This is a genomic window from Streptomyces sp. ISL-43 (genome assembly GCF_018614195.1).
Taxonomy (GTDB): Bacteria; Actinomycetota; Actinomycetes; order Streptomycetales; family Streptomycetaceae; genus Streptomyces.
The window spans coordinates 1-17,829 of sequence record NZ_JAGGOT010000071.1; the positions used below are offsets into that span (position 1 = coordinate 1).

Annotated in this window: 10 protein-coding genes and 3 pseudogenes; 7 read left to right on the forward strand and 6 right to left on the reverse strand. The window is 71.8% G+C overall.

Annotated features, from left to right (window positions below; translation table 11 throughout):
- Positions 1 to 32: 32 nt before the first annotated feature.
- The 3 genes and pseudogenes from J7F03_RS33890 to J7F03_RS33900 all read left to right on the forward strand — a co-directional run.
- Positions 33 to 176 (forward strand): annotated as a pseudogene (locus J7F03_RS33890) (hypothetical protein); the annotation flags it as partial.
- A 246-nt stretch (positions 177 to 422) separates the two neighbouring features.
- Positions 423 to 1,328: a GPI inositol-deacylase gene (locus J7F03_RS33895; protein ID WP_214956368.1), complete on the forward strand. Its 906-nt coding sequence runs from the start codon at positions 423 to 425 to the stop codon at positions 1,326 to 1,328.
- Positions 1,328 to 6,076 carry a caspase family protein gene (locus J7F03_RS33900; RefSeq protein WP_214956370.1) on the forward strand — a complete coding sequence of 1,583 codons (4,749 nt, stop codon included), beginning with the start codon at positions 1,328 to 1,330 and terminating at the stop codon, positions 6,074 to 6,076. The genes J7F03_RS33895 and J7F03_RS33900 overlap by 1 nt, the downstream gene beginning before the upstream one ends.
- Here the strand turns inward: J7F03_RS33900 and J7F03_RS33905 are convergent.
- Positions 6,042 to 6,497 carry an Lrp/AsnC family transcriptional regulator gene (locus J7F03_RS33905; protein WP_214956372.1) on the reverse strand — a complete coding sequence of 152 codons (456 nt, stop codon included), beginning with the start codon at positions 6,495 to 6,497 and terminating at the stop codon, positions 6,042 to 6,044. The genes J7F03_RS33900 and J7F03_RS33905 overlap by 35 nt on opposite strands.
- Before the next feature lie 127 nt (positions 6,498 to 6,624).
- Between J7F03_RS33905 and J7F03_RS33910 the strand changes: the two genes are divergently transcribed.
- Entirely contained in the window at positions 6,625 to 7,626 is a 1,002-nt protein-coding gene (locus J7F03_RS33910; protein ID WP_214956374.1) for an asparaginase, read from the forward strand.
- A 166-nt stretch (positions 7,627 to 7,792) separates the two neighbouring features.
- Here J7F03_RS33910 and meaB read toward each other — a convergent pair whose 3' ends face one another.
- The 3 genes from meaB to J7F03_RS33925 are packed head-to-tail and all read right to left on the reverse strand — an operon-like array spanning position 7,793 to position 12,838.
- On the reverse strand, positions 7,793 to 8,776 hold the full coding sequence (meaB, locus tag J7F03_RS33915) for a methylmalonyl Co-A mutase-associated GTPase MeaB (RefSeq protein ID WP_214956376.1): 984 nt from the start codon (positions 8,774 to 8,776) through the stop codon (positions 7,793 to 7,795).
- Positions 8,777 to 8,786: 10 nt separating this feature from the next.
- The gene (gene scpA, locus J7F03_RS33920; protein ID WP_214956379.1) at positions 8,787 to 10,985 is read right to left on the reverse strand and encodes a methylmalonyl-CoA mutase; all 2,199 of its coding nucleotides are present in this window, start codon (positions 10,983 to 10,985) and stop codon (positions 8,787 to 8,789) included.
- The gene (locus tag J7F03_RS33925) at positions 10,982 to 12,838 is read right to left on the reverse strand and encodes a methylmalonyl-CoA mutase family protein (protein ID WP_214956381.1); all 1,857 of its coding nucleotides are present in this window, start codon (positions 12,836 to 12,838) and stop codon (positions 10,982 to 10,984) included. Before J7F03_RS33925 ends, scpA begins: the two co-directional genes overlap by 4 nt.
- Before the next feature lie 720 nt (positions 12,839 to 13,558).
- On the opposite strand from J7F03_RS33925, the pseudogene J7F03_RS33930 reads away from it, so the two are divergent.
- Both J7F03_RS33930 and J7F03_RS33935 read left to right on the forward strand, forming a co-directional pair.
- Positions 13,559 to 14,455 (forward strand): annotated as a pseudogene (locus tag J7F03_RS33930) (TauD/TfdA dioxygenase family protein); the annotation flags it as partial.
- Positions 14,451 to 15,341, forward strand: a pseudogene (locus tag J7F03_RS33935) (NtaA/DmoA family FMN-dependent monooxygenase); the annotation flags it as partial. The pseudogenes J7F03_RS33930 and J7F03_RS33935, both read left to right, overlap by 5 nt.
- Before the next feature lie 84 nt (positions 15,342 to 15,425).
- On the opposite strand, the gene J7F03_RS33940 reads toward J7F03_RS33935, so the two are convergent.
- Positions 15,426 to 16,346, reverse strand: a complete 921-nt coding sequence (locus J7F03_RS33940) for an NADP-dependent oxidoreductase (RefSeq protein WP_214956383.1) — start codon at positions 16,344 to 16,346, stop codon at positions 15,426 to 15,428.
- A 95-nt stretch (positions 16,347 to 16,441) separates the two neighbouring features.
- On the reverse strand, positions 16,442 to 17,143 hold the full coding sequence (locus J7F03_RS33945; RefSeq protein WP_214956385.1) for a DUF2470 domain-containing protein: 702 nt from the start codon (positions 17,141 to 17,143) through the stop codon (positions 16,442 to 16,444).
- Positions 17,144 to 17,344: 201 nt separating this feature from the next.
- Between J7F03_RS33945 and J7F03_RS33950 the strand changes: the two genes are divergently transcribed.
- Positions 17,345 to 17,740, forward strand: coding sequence for a cell division protein SepF (locus tag J7F03_RS33950; protein ID WP_030154409.1), 396 nt, complete (start codon positions 17,345 to 17,347; stop codon positions 17,738 to 17,740).
- The last annotated feature ends 89 nt before the right edge of the window (positions 17,741 to 17,829 follow it).

Sequence of the window (17,829 nt, forward strand, 5' to 3'; positions counted from 1 at the left end):
CTAACGCGGCGCAGCACTAGCACGGCGACTTCGTCTGGGGCGGCCTGCACATCGCCACGACGCTGCACCAGCAGATGCCGTGGCACTACACGGCCGACGACTACCGTGCGGCGGTAGCCGCTGCCAGTCCTGCTCCCCCACCTCTGACCGGGATGGCGGCCCTGCGGGGAGCATGACCTCTGACCTGGCCAGTTGTCAGGTGGCCCTTACATGGACACCTTCTCGATGACGCACCACGTGGAGTGCGTCGCGGTCCTGGAGCCGGTGCCGCGACGGCGCCTGATCCGGTGTTCGCGGGTCTGTGTCCCGGTTCCGGGACGCGGACCCGAAGGCGGTCCTTCGCCGTTCCGGCGAGGTGTCAGCATCCCGGCAGCGTGCGGTAGTTGCTCGCGTAGGCTTGTCCTCTTTACGCGGGAGGGGCATTGAGCACTGTCGTCTTTGTGCACGGGGTGGGCAAGCAGTATCTGAGCGAGGACTCGCTCGCACGGGACGTCGTGCCCGAACTGCTCGGTGGTGTGCGGCTCGCGGGCGGTCCGGTCCCGGCGGCCGACGACGTCGGTGTGGCGTTCTACGGCGACCTGTTCCGGCCCTCCGGCGCGCGGTCCGGGCAGGACCCGCCGTACGACGCGGGCGACGTCGAGACGGAGGAGGAGTTCCGGCTCCTCATGGCCTGGTGGGCCGAAGCGGCCCGGACCGACCCGGGGGTGCCGGATCCGGCGGAGGCGGGGACCCGCGGTGCGGGAGGCTGGATGGTCTCGCAGGCGCTGCGGGTGAACGCGGTGCGGGCGGCGCTCGACGCGCTCACCGGCGCGGTGTTCCTGCGGGGAGTCCTCGACCGGGCGCTGATCGGGAGCCTCAAGCAGATGGCCGCGTACTTCTCGGACGACGACGTCCGGCGCGAGGCCCGGGCCAGAGTGGCGGCGCGGATCACACCCGAGACGCGGGTCGTCGTCGCCCACTCCCTCGGCTCGGTCGTCGCCTACGAGACGCTCTGCGACGAGGCGCACCACGGCGATTGGGATGTGCGCGCACTGGTCACTCTCGGCTCCCCGCTGGGCATGCGCGCGCTGGTCCTCGACCGCCTCGAGCCCGCTCCGAGCGAGGGGCGCGCGGTGTGGCCGAAGCCGCTGCGGGGCTGGACCAACATCGCGGACTCCACGGACATCGTGTCCGTCGTACGGGAGCTGCGCCCCGCGTACGGCGCGGGCGTGGTCGACGAGGCCGTTCACAACGGCAGCCACATGCACGACGCGACGCGCTATCTGACGGCCGTCGAGACGGGCCGGGCCATCGCGGCGGGGCTCGCGAGGGAGCCCCGGGCGGACTGATGCGCTATCTCATCGCGGCCGGCACGCGTCACTACCGGGAGGATCCCGAACTGCCCTTGGTGCCCGGTGACGTCGAGGACGTGGTCGAGCTCTTCCGGTCGATGGGGTACGAGAGGGTGCTGGCCTCCGTGTCGGAGGATCCCGACTCCGCCGACTTCGAGGACGCGCTGTCCGACTGGTGCGGCGCCCCGGGTCTCGCCGCCGACGACGTGGTCGTCGTGTACTACGCCGGGCACGGGAACCGGGCACCGTCGGGGCACTATCGGCTCGCCTGCGCGGACACCACGTACCAACGCCCGCGATCCTGGCTGTCCCTGCCCAGCCTGGCCGAGGTGCTCGCCACCTCCCCCGTGCGGAACGTGCTGTTCGTCGTGGACGCCTGTCACGCGGCGGCCGCCGGCGCCGAGATCGGCGCCGTGACCGACACCATCGTGGCCGGCCGGGGACGTGGTGAAGCGCTCGGCTCGGGCACCTGGCTGCTCGCCTCCGCCCGCCATCGGGACGCCGCGGTCGACGGGGCCTTCGTCGCCGAACTCGAGAAGGCATGCGGGCAAGGTGAGGGCCCGTCGCAGCGCTACTTGGCGCCCGGGACCATCGCGGACCGTGTCAACCGGTCGTTCACGGCATCCGGGCTGCGACAGCGGGCAGCGTGCTCCTCCGTGGACCAGTCGGAACCGCCGCCTTTCTTCCCGAACCCCTTGTTCGACCCCGGAGCCGAGGTCACCGCCGTCGGGCGTGTCTGCGGCGACGCCTCTGACCTCTCCTCCCATTTCGAGCCGCGGGGGCGCGGGGTGGAGCAGGTGTACGACCCCGGCTCGTACTTCACGGGCCGGGAGCGGGCCCTTCGCGAGGCGCGTGCGCATCTCGCGGGAGAGGGCGACGCGGGTGTCCTCGTCGTCACCGCGGACCCTGGTTCGGGGAAGTCCGCCGTACTGGGCCGCTTGGTCCTGGACGGCTGCACCGACGCGTCCGTCAACGCCCACCACCAGACCCTGGACGCACTGGTGGCGCGGCTCGCGGCCGCGGCGGACGTACGGGCCGCGGGTCCAGCTGCCTTGTTCGCGGCCCTGGCCGACCGCCGGACGCCGTTCCGCGTCGTCGTCGACTCGCTCGACGAGGCCGGCCCGGGCGGTGACAAGGCGGAGGCACGCCGCATCGCCTGGGAACTGCTGCGCCCGCTCGCCGGAATCGCCTGCGTCCGGCTCGTGGTCGGCTCGCGGCGCGAGCTGCTGCCCCACACCGGGGACCGGGTTCCGGTCATCGACCTCGACGACAGCACGTACGCCGACGACACGGACACGGCCGAGTACGTCGCCCGGATCATCTGCGACACGGGCGCGCCGTACCGGGACCAACCCGACATCGGACGCCAGGTCGCGGAAGAGGTGGCCCGGCGGGCCGGACGCTGCTTCCTCGTCGCCCGCATGACCGCGAGCGCGCTGCTGCGCGGCCGGCCCGTCGACACCACCGTGCCGGGCTGGGCGGAGCAGCTCCCCTCCGACGTGGGCGGGGCCTTCGAGACGTATCTCCAGAGGCTGCCGGCGGAGCGTTACGGCTCGACGATGGCGCTGCTCACGGCTCTCGCCTTCGGGGAAGGCAACGGTCTGCCGCGCAAGATCTGGGTGCGGGTGGCGGCGCGGCTGTCCGGCCTTCCGCTCACGGAGGCGCACGTGGACGTGCTGCTGGACGAGGACGGCTCGTACCTGGCGCACGCCTCGGTGGACGGGACCCGGTATTTCCGGCTGTACCACCAGGAACTGACGGACCACATGAAGGGCCGGGTGCTCAAGCACCGAGATCTCGGGGACGTCCAGGAGTGCTTCGTCGAAACCCTGCTGGGCCTGGTCCCCGACCGGGACTGGCCTCGGGCCCACCCTTATGTGCGGGCCCACCTGGCGACCCACGCGGCGGGTTCGGGAGCCCTGGACGATCTGATCGAGGACGCGTCGTTCGTCGTCAGCGCGGAGCGCTCGACGCTGGTGCCGGCGGTGCGGCACGCGCAGCGGACCCCGCTGCTGTCGATGGCGGTCGAACGCTACGGCTACCTCCTCGCGGACAGGGATCCCGAGACCGCCGACCCGGCCGGCCTGCTGGCGTTCGTGGCCGGGACGTACGGGCAGCACGGGCTGGCTCGCCAGGCCGAGGGGCTTTCGACGTCGTTGGAGCACGTTCGTGTCGAGCCTCGCGGGATCACCCCGCATCGGGTGGTCGGGCGCCACGAGGGCGGTGCGTACGCCATCAGGTCGGTCAACCCGAACTGGAAGATCGAGGATCTCGTCCTCCGGAAGGGCGGCCGGGTGGTGTTGGCGGCTCCTCCGCATTCACCCCACGTGCATGTCTGGCTGCTCGACGATCCGTCCCAGTCGACGATCCTTCCGCACCCGGAGGACGTGGTCGGACTGGCCGTGCTCACCGACCGGGTAGGGCGTTCGGAGGTGGTCACCCTCGATGCCGTGGGCACGCTGCGGATGTGGGACGTGGAGCACCAAACGCTTTCCCGGACGCTCTCGGACACCGGGTACGACCAGCTCTTCGACGCCGGGTTCCTCACCGACGGGACCGCTGTCGTCGTCTGCGGGAACGCCGATAGCGTGGTGGCTTTCTCGATCCTCGCGTCGGAGCCGCTCGTCGAAGTGGACTGCCCTACTCCCCGGAACCGCAGTTGGAACGACGAGTTCAGGGCGTCTGCCTGTCTCGGCCAGGACACGGAGGGACACGTCGGTCTGCTCACCTGTGACGGCCTACGAGGCCGGGTCGTTCTGCATCCGCTCGAAGGGGACCGGAGAACGACGGTGTTGCTGGAGGGCCTGAAGAGCCCGGTGTTGGTGGATCACATCCGGGGGCCGAGCGGAACCCTTGCCGCCGTAGCGGTGGCCCGGGTCGAGATGCACCTCGTCGACCTGGGTTCGAGGAAGATCAAAACCATGCCTTTCGGCGGCTTCTCATGGCAGGAGAGCGGCTTCGCGTACGGCAGCGGCGAGGATCCCGTGTTCGTGGCACAGGACCACGAGAGGTTGCTGACCACGCGCCTCAATAGTCCTCCCGGCTGGATCGCGGTGAAGGACAAGGACGTCTCGCACGCGATGCTCATGGCCCCGGTGCTGCACGATGGGCGGCTCTACGCGCTGGTAGACGGGTTCGGCGTCCACCTGTCCGTGGTCGACTGCGCCACCGGTGACTCGATCGGCCTACCCCTCCTCGGGCACGAAGGCGCTGTTTGCGGCTTGCGTCTCATCGCCGCGGGGGGAGCTGTTGGTCCCGACATCCTGGCCATCGGCAACGACGGCACCGCCAGGCTCTGGTCGTGGGGAGTGCATGAGGCAAGGACCGCGGGGGCGCGACCCGTATCCACTGAAGGGAGGTTCTCCGCGCCCGAGATCGAGGGTCTGCTCTCCTGGACCCGGGATCCAGCCGCGGTCGTAGGCGTATCCGGTCGGCGTTTCAGGCGGGTCGAGTCGGCTTTGCGTACCGATCCGGCGAACGGCGACCACCGCTCGTACGCCCGGAGCGTGGCTCTCGGGAACTGCCCGCGGGAGGAGGACTGCGTCGAGGATCCGGACGGTACGCTCCACACCCTCTCCTGGAAGTACACGGGGCACGTGAAACTGGAGAGGACATCGGGCCTCAGCGGATGGCCGGATTCCTCGCCGGTGTCCCACTGCGTCTGGCATCGCGTTCGACCTGGTGACGTCGTCGAGAACGTCTCTTTCGACTGGCTGCACGGCCACCGGGAAGGGGTCAGAGGGCAACTCCTCCCGTCGACGCGCATGCAGCCCCGGACCCGCTTCGTCGGGTTCGACGTGGTCCGCGCCCGCGTCCGTCTCTTGGATGGTCCCGAAGAGAAACCGGATTGGGTGGACCTCCCGTGGACGCCCGACCCGGGGAACGACTACGTGTGCTCGACCGCGTTCACCATGACCTCGGGGGACGCGGTGCTGATGACGGGGTCCAGGACGATGCGGGAATGGGAGTCCAGCGTGGGCGGGCGCTCTGCCCGTCGTCCTGACTCCGGTGGAGTCGCGGGTACGCACGCCCGGCAGGCGGAAAGTCCGACGGCCGGCCGTATGTGGAATATCGCCACGGGAGCTCCGTACCAGAGCGAAATCGAGCTCGCTCACGACGTGCATCTCCTGCTGCCCGACCACGGTGCGGCCGGGACCCGCTGGGTCGCACAACACGGCCGGGACGGCGCGACGTCGGTTGTCGACCTCAAGACGAACCGTCGTCATGCGGTCAACCCGCCGCGCGGCACAACGACCGAATCCGGTGGGGGACACCGGACCCCGGGATTCCGGACCCTGACCTCCGGGCATTCCTACTTCCTTCGCTGGGCGGACATGTCGACTGGCGGACCGGTCCTGCTCTACCTCGACCAGACCTTGTCGAACGATGCGGACCCAGCCCCCGTTGCCGTCTGGGACCCCGCGACCCCCGATGAACCCCGGAGCCTTCCCGTCCCGGCGTCTCGTCTGCTGTGGACCGGGTCGGCCCCGAGTGGCGAGGCCCTCGTCGCGGTCAGTGACGGGCGGGGCGTGACACTGTGCCATCTGCCGAGCTGCGAGAAGGTGTGGTCCGCGCCCGTGCCCGCTCTGGTGACCTCGCTCCGGGCGCTCCCCGGGAACCCGTTCCTCGACCTCGCCGTCGGGACCCAGCAGGGAGTCGTGTTCCTGCGTCCCCGGCTCTCCGCCGGCTGGCGCGAGCGCCTCGGCGTGCTCAGGAGCCGACCGGGAGGCCCGTCGGTTCCTTGATGCGCTTCATGATGATCTGGGAGTTGACCTCCGTGACGCCCGAGAGGGCCGTGAGCTTTTCGATCCAGAGGCGTTCGTAGGCGCGCAGGTCTGCGACCGCGATGCGCAGGAGGCAGCCGGGGCTGCCGAAGAGGCGGTAGGCCTCGATGATGTCGGGAATGTCCTGGAGGGCCGCTTCGAAGGCTTCGACGGCCTCACGGTCGCGGCGGACCTCCACGGAGACCAGGACCTCGAAGCCGCGGCCCACCGCCTCGGGGGAGATCACCGCGCGGTAGCCCTGGATGATCCCGTCCTCTTCGAGCTGGCGGACCCGGCGCATGCAGGGGGAGGGGGTCAGGCCCACGCGCTGGGCCAGCTCCTGGTTGCTGAGCCGGCCGTCGGCCTGGAGCTCGCGCAAGATTTCTCGATCGATCGCGTCCATGGCGCAATTATCCTCTATGAGTGGTGGGGGTGTGGGGTGAATTCGCAATCGCGTTGCGCGTAGGTCGGCCTACTATTGCCGTTTGTAGAAAATATGTGCGGAGTGTGTGAAAGGGAGGGCGGCAGTCATGGGACGCATCGTCGTCATCAGCACCGGCGGGACCATAGCCAGTCGCTGGCAGGGTTCCGGTTTCGCGGCCGACGCCGACGGGGCCGAGGTCATGGCGACCGCGCCGCTGCCCGAAGGCGTCACCGTCGAGGTTGTCGATCTTTTTAGTGTGAACAGTCCTCGGTTGACCACCGCCCACCAGCTGACTTTGCTGCGGACCGTGCACGAGGTGCTCGCCGACCCCGGGGTGGAAGGTGTCGTCGTCACGCACGGCACCGACACGCTGGAGGAGTCGGCGTTCTTCGTCGACCTGCACCACCACGACGAGCGGTCGGTCGTCTTCACCGGTTCGCAGCGGCCCATGGGGGCGGCGGACGGGGACGGTCCCGGCAATCTCTACGATGCCCTGCTGACCGCGGCGACCACGCGCGGGCTCGGTGTCCTGATCGCCTTCGCGGGGCGTGTGCACGCGGCGCGCGGGACGGTCAAGGCGCAGGCGGTGGCGTTGGACGCCTTCGCCGACCCGTCGAAGGAGCTGTTGGGGAAGGTCGGTTTCGGGAAGGTCACCGTGCTGCGCACGCCGGTGCGTCCGGAGCCGCTGCCGCTGCCCGCGATGCCGGAGGTTCCGCCGCGGGTGGACGTCGTGATGCACCACGCCAGCGGGGACCCGGTGCTGCTGAACGCCGCCGTGGCGGCGGGCGCGCGGGGCATCGTGCTGGTCGGCACGGGCGCGGGGAACGCGACGCCGGAGATCGTGGACGCGGTGAAGGCCGCGATCGCGGAGGGCGTGCTGGTGGCGCTGACCACGCGGGTTGCCGCCGGGCCGGTGACGGAGATCTACACGCACGGCGGGGCGGTGGACCTGGTCGCGGCCGGGGCGGTGCCGACGGGGACGCTGCGTGCGCCTCAGGCGAGGATCGCGGTGCTCGCGGCGCTGCTGGCCGCGGGGGACGGGGTGGACCGCGCGCGGGTGCTGCGGCAGGCGTTGGCCGCGGGTGGGCCGGTGTTGGTCGCCGCCTGACCCTTGGCGGGTGGCCGCTGCGCGGGCTTGCTCCCCGCCCCGCCCTTCCTCCGTTCCCCGGGGCTGCGCCCCGGACCCGCCTCGGGGCTCCGCCCCCGGCCCCGCGCCTCAAACGCCGGCGGGGCTGGAGAGGCCGGGGCTGGATTGGCGGGTCAGGATTGGCGGGTCAGGAGTCCGTGAAAGCCGTCAGGAGGCGGTGTGCCGCGAGGGTGGGGGTGAGGGTGCCCGCTCGGACGGCTGATTCCAGGGTGGGGGCCAGGTCTCGTACGGCGGGGCTGGAGCGCAGGCGCTCCAGGAGTTCGTCGCGGACCATCGACCAGGTCCACTCCACCTGTTGGGCCGCGCGCTTGGTCTTCAGGCGGCCGTCCACGTCCAACAGCTTGCGGTGCTGTTCCAGGCGGTTCCACACCTCGTCCAGGGCCGTCGACTCCCGGGCGCTGCACGTCAGGACCGGCGGGGTCCACGCGGCGTCGGCCGGGTGCATCAGGCGCAGGGCGCCGGACAGTTCGCGCGCCGCCGACTTCGCGTCGCGCTCGTGCGGGCCGTCCGCCTTGTTCACCGCCAGGACGTCGGCCAGTTCCAGGACGCCCTTCTTGATGCCCTGGAGCTGGTCGCCGGTGCGGGCGAGGGAGAGGAGCAGGAAGGAGTCGACCATGCCGGCGACCGTGGTCTCCGACTGGCCCACGCCGACCGTTTCGACGAGGACCACGTCGTAGCCGGCCGCCTCCATCACGATCATCGACTCGCGGGTGGCCTTCGCGACCCCGCCCAGCGTGCCCGCCGAGGGCGAGGGGCGGACGAAGGCCGCCGGGTCGACGGCGAGGCGCTCCATCCGGGTCTTGTCGCCCAGGATGGAGCCGCCCGTGCGGGTGGACGAGGGGTCGACCGCGAGGACCGCCACCCGGTGGCCGAGCCCCGTCAGCATCGTGCCGAACGCGTCGATGAACGTGGACTTGCCCACGCCCGGCACGCCGCTGATGCCGATCCGGCGCGCCCGCCCCGAGTGGGGGAGGAGCTCCGTCAACAGGCTCTGGGCCAGGGCCCGGTGCGCGGGCAGGGTGGACTCGACGAGGGTGATCGCGCGCGCGATGAACGCGCGCTTCCCGTCGAGTACGCCCTTCGTGTAAACGGAAACGTCGATCTTCGGCACCCGCGGCCGCCTACAGCTCGTGGCCCAGGTTCGCGGCCAGCCGCGTCACCAGGTCGTGCGCCGCGTCCGGGATGACCGTGCCGGGCGGGAACACCGCCGTCGCCCCCATCTCCAGGAGCGTGGGAACGTCCGCCGGCGGGATGACCCCGCCCACGACGATCATGATGTCCTCGCGGCCCTCCGCCGCCAGCTGCTCGCGCAGCGCCGGTACGAGGGTCAGGTGGCCGGCGGCGAGGGATGAGACGCCTACGACGTGCACGTCGGCCTCGACGGCCTGGCGGGCCACCTCCGCCGGGGTCTGGAACAGCGGGCCGACGTCCACGTCGAAGCCCAGGTCGGCGAAGGCGGTCGCGATCACCTTCTGGCCTCGGTCGTGCCCGTCCTGGCCCATCTTGCAGACCAGGATGCGCGGACGGCGGCCCTCCGCCTCCTCGAACCGGTCGAGGAGCGCGCGGGTGCGCTCCAGGGACGGGGACTCGCCTGCCTCGGTTCGGTACACACCCGAGATCGTACGGATCTGGCTCGCGTGCCGCCCGTACACCTTCTCGAGGGCGTCCGAGATCTCACCGACCGTCGCCTTCGCGCGCGCCGCGTCCACCGCGAGCGCCAGGAGGTTGCCGTCGCCGCGCTCCGCCGCGTTCGTCAGCGCCCGCAGGGTGTCCTGGGTGACCGCCTCGTCGCGCTCCTCGCGCAGCCGCCGCAGCTTGGCGATCTGCTGGGTGCGCACCGAGGAGTTGTCGACCTTGAGGACGTCGATCTGCTCGTCGGTGGCCACCCGGTACTTGTTGACGCCGATCACCGGCTGGCAGCCCGAGTCGATACGGGCCTGCGTGCGCGCGGCGGCCTCCTCCACCCGGAGCTTGGGGATGCCCGCGTCGATGGCCTGTGCCATGCCGCCGGCCGCCTCGACCTCCTGGATGTGCTGCCAGGCCCGGCGCGCCAGGTCGTACGTCAGCTTCTCGACGTAGGCGCTGCCGCCCCAGGGGTCGATGGAGCGGCAGGTCCCCGACTCCTGCTGGAGCAGCAGCTGGGTGTTGCGGGCGATGCGCGCGGAGAAGTCCGTCGGCAGCGCGAGCGCCTCGTCGAGGGCGTTGGTGTGCAGCGACTGGGTGTGGCCCTGGGTGGCCGCCATCGCCTCGATGCAGGTGCGCGTCACGTTGTTGAAGACGTCCTGGGCGGTCAGCGACCAGCCCGAGGTCTGCGAATGGGTGCGCAGGGAGAGGGACTTGGCGTTCTGCGGGTCGAACTGCTTGACCAGGCGCGCCCACAGCAGACGGGCCGCGCGCAGCTTCGCGACCTCCATGAAGAAGTTCATGCCGATCGCCCAGAAGAACGACAGGCGCGGCGCGAACGCGTCCACGTTCAGCCCGACGGCCTGGCCGGCCCGTAGGTACTCCACGCCGTCGGCGAGGGTGTACGCGAGCTCCAGGTCGGCCGTGGCCCCGGCCTCCTGGATGTGGTAGCCGGAGATCGAGATGGAGTTGTACCGGGGCATCTTCTGCGAGGTGAAGGAGAAGATGTCCGAGATGATCCGCATCGAGGGCTTCGGCGGATAGATGTAGGTGTTGCGGACCATGAACTCTTTGAGGATGTCGTTCTGGATGGTCCCGGCGAGCTTGTCGGGGGAGACGCCCTGCTCCTCCGCCGCCACGATGTAGAGGGCGAGGACCGGCAGCACCGCGCCGTTCATCGTCATCGACACCGACATCTTGTCCAGCGGGATCCCGTCGAACAGCTGGCGCATGTCGTAGATCGAGTCGATCGCCACGCCCGCCATGCCGACGTCGCCCGTCACGCGCGGGTGGTCGCTGTCGTAGCCGCGGTGCGTCGGCAGGTCGAAGGCCACCGACAGCCCCTTCTGGCCGGACGCGAGGTTGCGCCGGTAGAAGGCGTTGGACTCCTCGGCCGTGGAGAAGCCCGCGTACTGCCGGATCGTCCAGGGCTGGTTGACGTACATCGTCGGGTACGGGCCGCGCAGGTACGGGGCCACGCCCGGGTACGTCTGCAGGAAGTCCAGGCCCTCCAGGTCCCGGCCCGTGTACAGCGGCTGGACGCCGATGCCCTCGGGCGTCTCCCACAGCAGTTCGGCGGCGCCGGAGCCGGTGGACTCCTTGAGCGCCGTGCGCCACTGGTCCTCGGACGCCGCGCCACCCCCGGCCGCGCCGTTCAGCGCGAGTTCGGAGAAATCGGGGATCCCGGTGCTGCTCAAGACGGCACTCCCATCCGGTCGAGTACGGAGGACAGCACGGCGACCGCGTCGCAGCCGGCGAAGACGTACTCGTCCACGGCCGCCGCGGCGGTGCCGGGCTTGCCCGCGAGGAACACGGTCGTCGCGCCCGCCGCGCGCAGGGCCGCGGCCACGGCCTCGGCCTGCTCCTCGTACAGCGCGTCGCTGGAGCACAGCACGGCCATGCCGTCCGCGCCGCTCGCCGTGTACGCCGCCGCCGCCGTTTGCGGGGTCACCGACACCGGGTCGTGCACCGGGGTGACACCGCCCGCCTGGAACAGGTTGGAGGCGAAGGTGGCGCGGCCGGTGTGCGCGGCCGCCGGGCCCAGGGCCGCCAGGAAGATGGTGGGCCGGGCGCCCGTCGCCGCCAGGTGCGCGTCGCTGCGGGCGCGCAGGGCCTCGTACGCCTCGTCGCGCCGGACGCGGGGCAGTCCGCCGGTGAGCGGGGCCGGCGCGGGTTCGCGTACGACCGGCTTCTCGGAGAGCAGCGGGAACTCGCTGACCCCGGTGATCGGTTCGCGGCGCTTGGCCAGCTTCTTGGACCGCTCCGCCCAGGTGGCGGCGAGGCGGTCGGCGACCAGGCCGGAGCGCAGGGCGGCGGCCTGGCCGCCCGCCTTCTCGACGGTCTGGAAGAACTCCCAGGCGGCGTGCGCGATCTCGTCCGTGAGCTGCTCGACGTAGTACGAGCCGCCGGCCGGGTCGATCACGCGGGCCAGGTGGGACTCCTCCAGCAGGATGGTGGAGGTGTTGCGGGCGACGCGGCGCGCGAAGGCGTCGGGCAGGCCCAGCTCCTGGTCGAACGGGAGCACGCTGACCGCGTCCGCGCCGCCCACGCCCGCCGCCATGCAGGCGACGGTGGTGCGCAGCATATTCACCCACGGGTCGCGGCGGGTCATCATCACCGGCGAGGTGACGGCGTGCTGGCGCTGGGCGCCGGCCGCGGGGGTCCCGCAGGCCTCGGCGATCCGGGCCCACAGGCGCCGGGCGGCGCGCAGCTTGGCGATGGTGAGGAACTGGTCGGCGGTCGCGGCGTAGCGGAACTCCAGCTGCCCGAAGGCCGCCTCCGTGGTGAGGCCGGCCTCCGTCAGGGCGCGGAGGTACGCGACACCGGTGGCCAGGGAGAGCCCCAGCTCCTCGGCGGTGCTGCCACCCGCCTCGTGGTAGGGCAGGGCGTCGACGGTCAGGGCGCGTACGTGGGGCCAGGCGGCCGTCTCCCGGGCGAGGGCGGCGGCCTCGGCGAGGTCCAGGGCCTCTCCCGTACGGGCCTCGTGGCCCAGCGGGTCGGCGCCGAGCGAGGCGTGGGCGGCCTCGGGGGCCACCGCGCGCTCGGTGTACAGCGCGAGCAACGCCCGGGCGGCGTCGTTGAATTGGGCCCCGGGTTCGAGGGAGACGGGCGCGAGGTCGAGGTAGACCCCCTCCAGCGCGCGGGCCAGGCCCTCGGCCGGGATGCCGTTGTCGCCGACGGCCAGCCACAGCGAGGTGGTGCCGTTCTCCAGGTCGGCCAGAGCCGCCTCGTTCACCCGCACGGGGTCGGTGCCGGCGATCCGCTGGCGGACGTCCCAGCCCGAGGCGGCGTTGCCCTCGGCCCGTCCGCCCCGCACGAAGGGTGCGAATCCGGGGAAACCGGTGTCGGGCGCGGTTTCGGGCGCGGTGTACAGCGGGCGGGTGGTGAGCCCGTCCTCTAGCTTCGTGGACAACGCGTCTTCCGCTGCCTCGCCGGAAACTTCCTTGCCCGACTTGCGCAGCACGCCTTCTACCAGGCGCTGCCACTGCTCATGCGTCGCGTCAGGGAACTCGGCGGCCAAGGAGAGCCCGTCATCAGGCAGGACCGTCATGGCTCGAATGTTAGGGGGGTCCTCTGGGAGCGCCTATAACCACCGGATGTGATCTCCCCCTCTCATGTGAGACGGGAGGGGTCACGAAAGAGCGGGGTTGCGGGGGCTACCGGGAGTACGGGGGGCCCGCGTGCGGGGGGTGGTCCGCTGTCCTGCGGGGCCGGTCCCCTACCCACGCCACGGGTTTCGGCCGCGGGCTGGATGGCTCCGTGGGAGGAAGACGCAGGTCAGTGCGGGTGTGGGCAGGATCGTTCGGGTGGCCGGACGGGGCATGGAGCGGGGTTGACCGGGGGTGGGGGCGCTGGCAGTCTCCGGGACATGTCCGCGAACGAGCTCCTCGCCCCGCGGCTCCACACCCCCGGCTCCTGTACCGCGCCGGGCGAGTGTCAGGGCCGCTGTCCGGCCCGCCGCCGCGCCTGAGAGGCGCCGCCCGCCCCGACCGGGGTTCCGTCGGCCTTTGATCTCCCGTTCGCCCTCCCCTTGGTCTCCCGAGTGCACTCGTGCACGAGCGCACGAGGTGACGGCTGCCCGGTTCGCGCGCCGTGCGGGAGTGCCCCGGGCCGGTCGCGGTCCCTCGTGAGCGGGCCGCGACCTCCTCTTCGCCGGCCTGTGGCCCCCCTCTTTCCGGCTTCGCCGCCTCGCGCCCGTACCTCCGTTCTCCGTGCTGCCTTTCTTCGCCACCTCCATTTCCTCCGCCGCGGAAATACACAAGGAGCCACCATGACCACCGCCACCCGCACCACCGCCACCCGCACCACCGCCACCCGCACCACCGCCACCCGTACCGACATCACCGTCACCAAGATCGGCGGCCGGATAGGCGCCGAGATCGCCGGAGTCCGTCTCGGCGGTGAGCTCGGGGGCGAGGCCGTCGCCGGGATCAGGGCCGCGCTGCTCGCCCACAAGGTCGTCTTCCTCCGCGGGCAGGACCACCTCGACGAAGCCGGCCACGAGGCCTTCGCCCAGCTCCTCGGCGCGCCCGTCGCGCACCCCACCGTCCCGTCCGCCGACGGGCGTTACGCGCTCGGCATCGACTCCCGCCACGGAGCCCGCGCCAACCAGTGGCACACGGACGTCACCTTCGTCCCCGCCTACCCCGCCTACCCCGCCTTCTCCGTCCTGCGCGCCGTCACCATCCCGCCGTACGGGGGCGACACCCTGTGGGCCAACACGGCCGCCGCGTACGCCGCCCTCCCCGAGCCGCTGCGCGCCCTGGCCGACAGCCTGCGCGCCGTGCACTCCAACGAGTACGACTACGCGGCGCTGAAGCCCGACGCGCTGCCCGAGGCGCTCGCCCAGTACCGCGAGGTGTTCACCTCCACCACGTTCCTCACCGAGCACCCGGTGGTCCGCGTCCACCCCGAGACCGGCGGACGCACCCTGCTGCTCGGCAACTTCGTCCAGCGGATCAGCGGCCTCGCCGGTCGGGACTCGCGCCTGCTCCAGGACCTCTTCCAGGCCCACATCGAGAGCCCCGAGAACACCGTCCGCTGGCAGTGGCAGGCCGGTGACGTCGCGATCTGGGACAACCGCGCCACCCAGCACTACGGCGTCGACGACTCCGACGACCACGAGCGCACGCTGCGCCGCGTGACGGTCGACGGGGACGTCCCGCTACGACCGCGCCCGCGAGTTCCTCGACGTCGCCGCCAAGCTCTGGGACAGCTGGGAGGACGACGCGGTCGTCCTCGACAAGGAGCGCGGCATCTACGCCGACACCGACAAGCTCCACCCCGCCGCCCACCGGGGCGAGTACTTCGGCGTGGCCGGCCCGCTCAACGTCCCCCGTTCCCCGCAGGGGCACCCGCTCCTGGTCCAGGCCGGCTCCTCCGAGGACGGCAAGGAGTTCGCCGCCCAGTACGCCGAGGCCGTCTTCACCGCCCAGCCGACCCTGGCCGACGGCCAGACCTTCTACAAGGACCTCACGTCGCGGCTCGCCAAGTACGGCCGCGCCGAGGGTGACCTCCTCGTCCTGCCGGGCATCGCACCCGTCATCGGCTCCACCGAGGCCGAGGCCAAGGCCCTGGAACAGGAGCTCACCGACCTGCAGGTTCCGGAGTACGGGCTCGCCCAGCTCTCCGGGATGCTCGGCACCGACCTCACCGGGCTGCCGCTCGACGGCCCGCTGCCCGAGCTCCCCGAGGAGCGGGACATCAACGGCAACAAGAGCCGTTTCACGCTCGTCGCCGAGCTCGCCCGCCGCGACGGCCTCACCCTGCGCGAGCTGATAGCCCGCCTCGGCGCCGGCCGGGGCCACCGCGTCTTCGCCGGGACGCCCGAGCAGATCGCCGACCAGCTGGAGGAGTGGTTCACCCGGGGCGCCGCCGACGGCTTCAACATCATGGCGCCCGTCCTGCCCACCGGCCTCACCGACTTCGTCGACCAGGTCGTGCCGATCCTCCAGCGCCGCGGCCTCTTCCGCACCGAGTACGCCGGCCGGACCTTGCGCGAGAACCACGGGCTGGCGCGCCCCGCCAACCGCTACGCCGGGGCCACCGCGTGAGCGATCACGTCACCGACGTGCTCGTCGGCGGCGGCGGGCCGGCCGCGTCACCCCTTCCCGGCCGGCCCTCGCCTGCCGCCGTCCTCAGACCGTCAGGACGATCTTGCCGCGGGTGCGGCCGGCGGCGCTGAGCTCCCAGGCCTTCGCCGCCTCGGCGAGCGGCAGCGCGTGCTCCACGTTGACCGTGAGCGCGCCCTCGTCCGCGAGCTTGGCGAGGAAGGTCAGGTCGGCGGTGTCCGGGCGGACCCACAGCTGGTGCGCGCCCTGGGCGGCCGCCGTGTAGTCGGCGATGGAGACCACCCGGTGCCGCTCCTTGACCAGCGACTGGAGGGTGGCGATGACGTCGTCCCCGAAGAAGTCGAGGGCCGCGTGCACGCCTTCGGGGGCCAGCGCGCGGACCCGGTCGGCGAGGCCCTCGCCGTACAGGACCGGCTCGGCGCCCAGCGAGCGCAGGTAGTCGTGGTTGTGCTCGCCCGCCGTGCCGATGACGCGCAGGCCGAGCGCGACGGCGATCTGCACGCCGAAGGAGCCGGTGCCGCCGGCAGCGGAGTGGATGAGCACGGTCTCGCCGGCCACCAGGCCCGCGCGGGTGAGCGACTGGTAGGCGGTGAGCCCGGCCAGCGGGATGCCCGCGGCCTGCTCGAAGGTCAGCTCGCGCGGCTTGCGGGCGAGGGTGCGGACGGGGGCGGCGACCAGCTCGGCGTAAGTGCCGAGCTCCACCCACTCCTTGCGGACGTAGCCGTACACCTCGTCGCCGACGGCGTAGTCGAAGGTGTCCGGGCCGACCGCCTCGACGACGCCGGCCACGTCCCAGCCGGGTATGACCGGGTAGCGGACTTCGAGGACCGAGTCGAGGTAACCGGCGGCGAGCTTCCAGTCCACCGGGTTCACGCCGGCCGCCTTGACGCGGACGAGGACGTCGCCCGGGCCGACCTTGGGCTCCGGGGCGTCAACGAGCCCCAGGGTGTCGGAGGTTCCGTATGCGGTGTACGTGATTGCCTTCATGATCGTCCCCAACGGGCGGCCCAAGGGGGGTATTCCGGGCCGGGACGACCTTTCTTCCGGAATCTCCCGTTCCTGGAAGGGGTGCCGGGGCGGGCTCAGGCGGGGAGGGTGTTGCGGTGCGAGCGGCGGCGGGCCGCGCTGAACAGGGCCTGGATCTGCGCCCCGGACTGCTCCACGTCGTCGAGCGGGGAGGGGAAGGCGATCCGTACGTCGCGGTGGCCGCGTCGTTCCTCCAGCCGCAGGGTGATCCCGTACCGGTCCATGGCGACCGGCAGGGCGCGCAGGAGGGCGGACTGCTCGGACTGCTCGGCCGGCCTCGGCCGGACCAGGCGCAGGAGGAGGGTGACCAGTTCGGCGTGGTCGTCGAGGAGGTGGGTGAGCATGCCGGCCTCGTACGGGGCCAGGGGGTCGGGGCGGGCCGCGTCCAGCTCGTCGAGACCGACGTACGAGCGGGTGCCGTCGGAGGTTTCGAGGACGGCCTGTCCGAACTCGACGCAGGTGGAGTCAGCGCCCTCGTCGGAGTAAGGGGTGAGGAGGCGTCCGGTCAGGGTGACGCGGGCGCGCACGCGGTCCCGTACGGGCGTGGGGGCGACGTCGGTGAACTCCAGGCGGATCGCGGGCCGGTGCTCGCCGTGGCCGCCTAGTTCGGCGGGGTGCAGGTGGAGCCGGCCGAGCGGGTCGGTGCCGTCGAGGTGGCGGACCTCCGTGCGCAGCCCGTCGGTGACGACGGTCATGGAATGGGCGGCGGCCAGGATGGACCGGACCCGCTCGGCGTCGGTGGGCATGGGCAGGTGCATGTGTGTCTCCGTCGTCCCGAGTGCGAGTGCGAGTGCGAGTGGCGATGCGGTGCGTACTTAGGTATGCCTAACCTAACTTATTTGGAGGGTGGTGGGTAGCCGACCCGGGCGTGCCGGACAGCTCGTGTCGGTGTTGGGCTGAACGGGTGAAACACGAGAGGATGGGGGGATGCACATGAAGCGCAGGGCCGGGGCGGCCCGGTGAGCAGGTACGACGTCACCGACGAGCAGTGGGAGGGGCTCGCGCAGGTGGTCCCCCTGCGCAGTCGCAACGAGTGGCCCTCCCGGGTGGACCACCGCACGATCCCCACGGCGCCGGGGGCGTCCGCGGCGGAGCAGCGGCGCTTCGTGGTGATCCGCGTCCAGGTCTTCGCGGACGCGCGGGAGGTGGCGGAGTACCTGATCGCGCAGATCCCGGTGCTCCTGGACCTCACGGGCGCGGACGGCGAAGTGGCCAAGCGGATCCTGGACTTCAGCAGCGGTGTGGTCTTCGGGCTGGGCAGCGGGATGCACCGGGTCGACCGGAACGTCTTCCTGCTGGCGCCCGTGGGCACCGAGGTGGAGGGGATCGCGGCCGCGGCCGTCCCCCGATCGTAGGAAGGTCTCGCGGGCGGAACGGTTCGCCGGACCCCAGGGGGGTCCGCCGGGCCGTACCGTCCCGCGCATGACCCCGCCTGCCTCGGCCC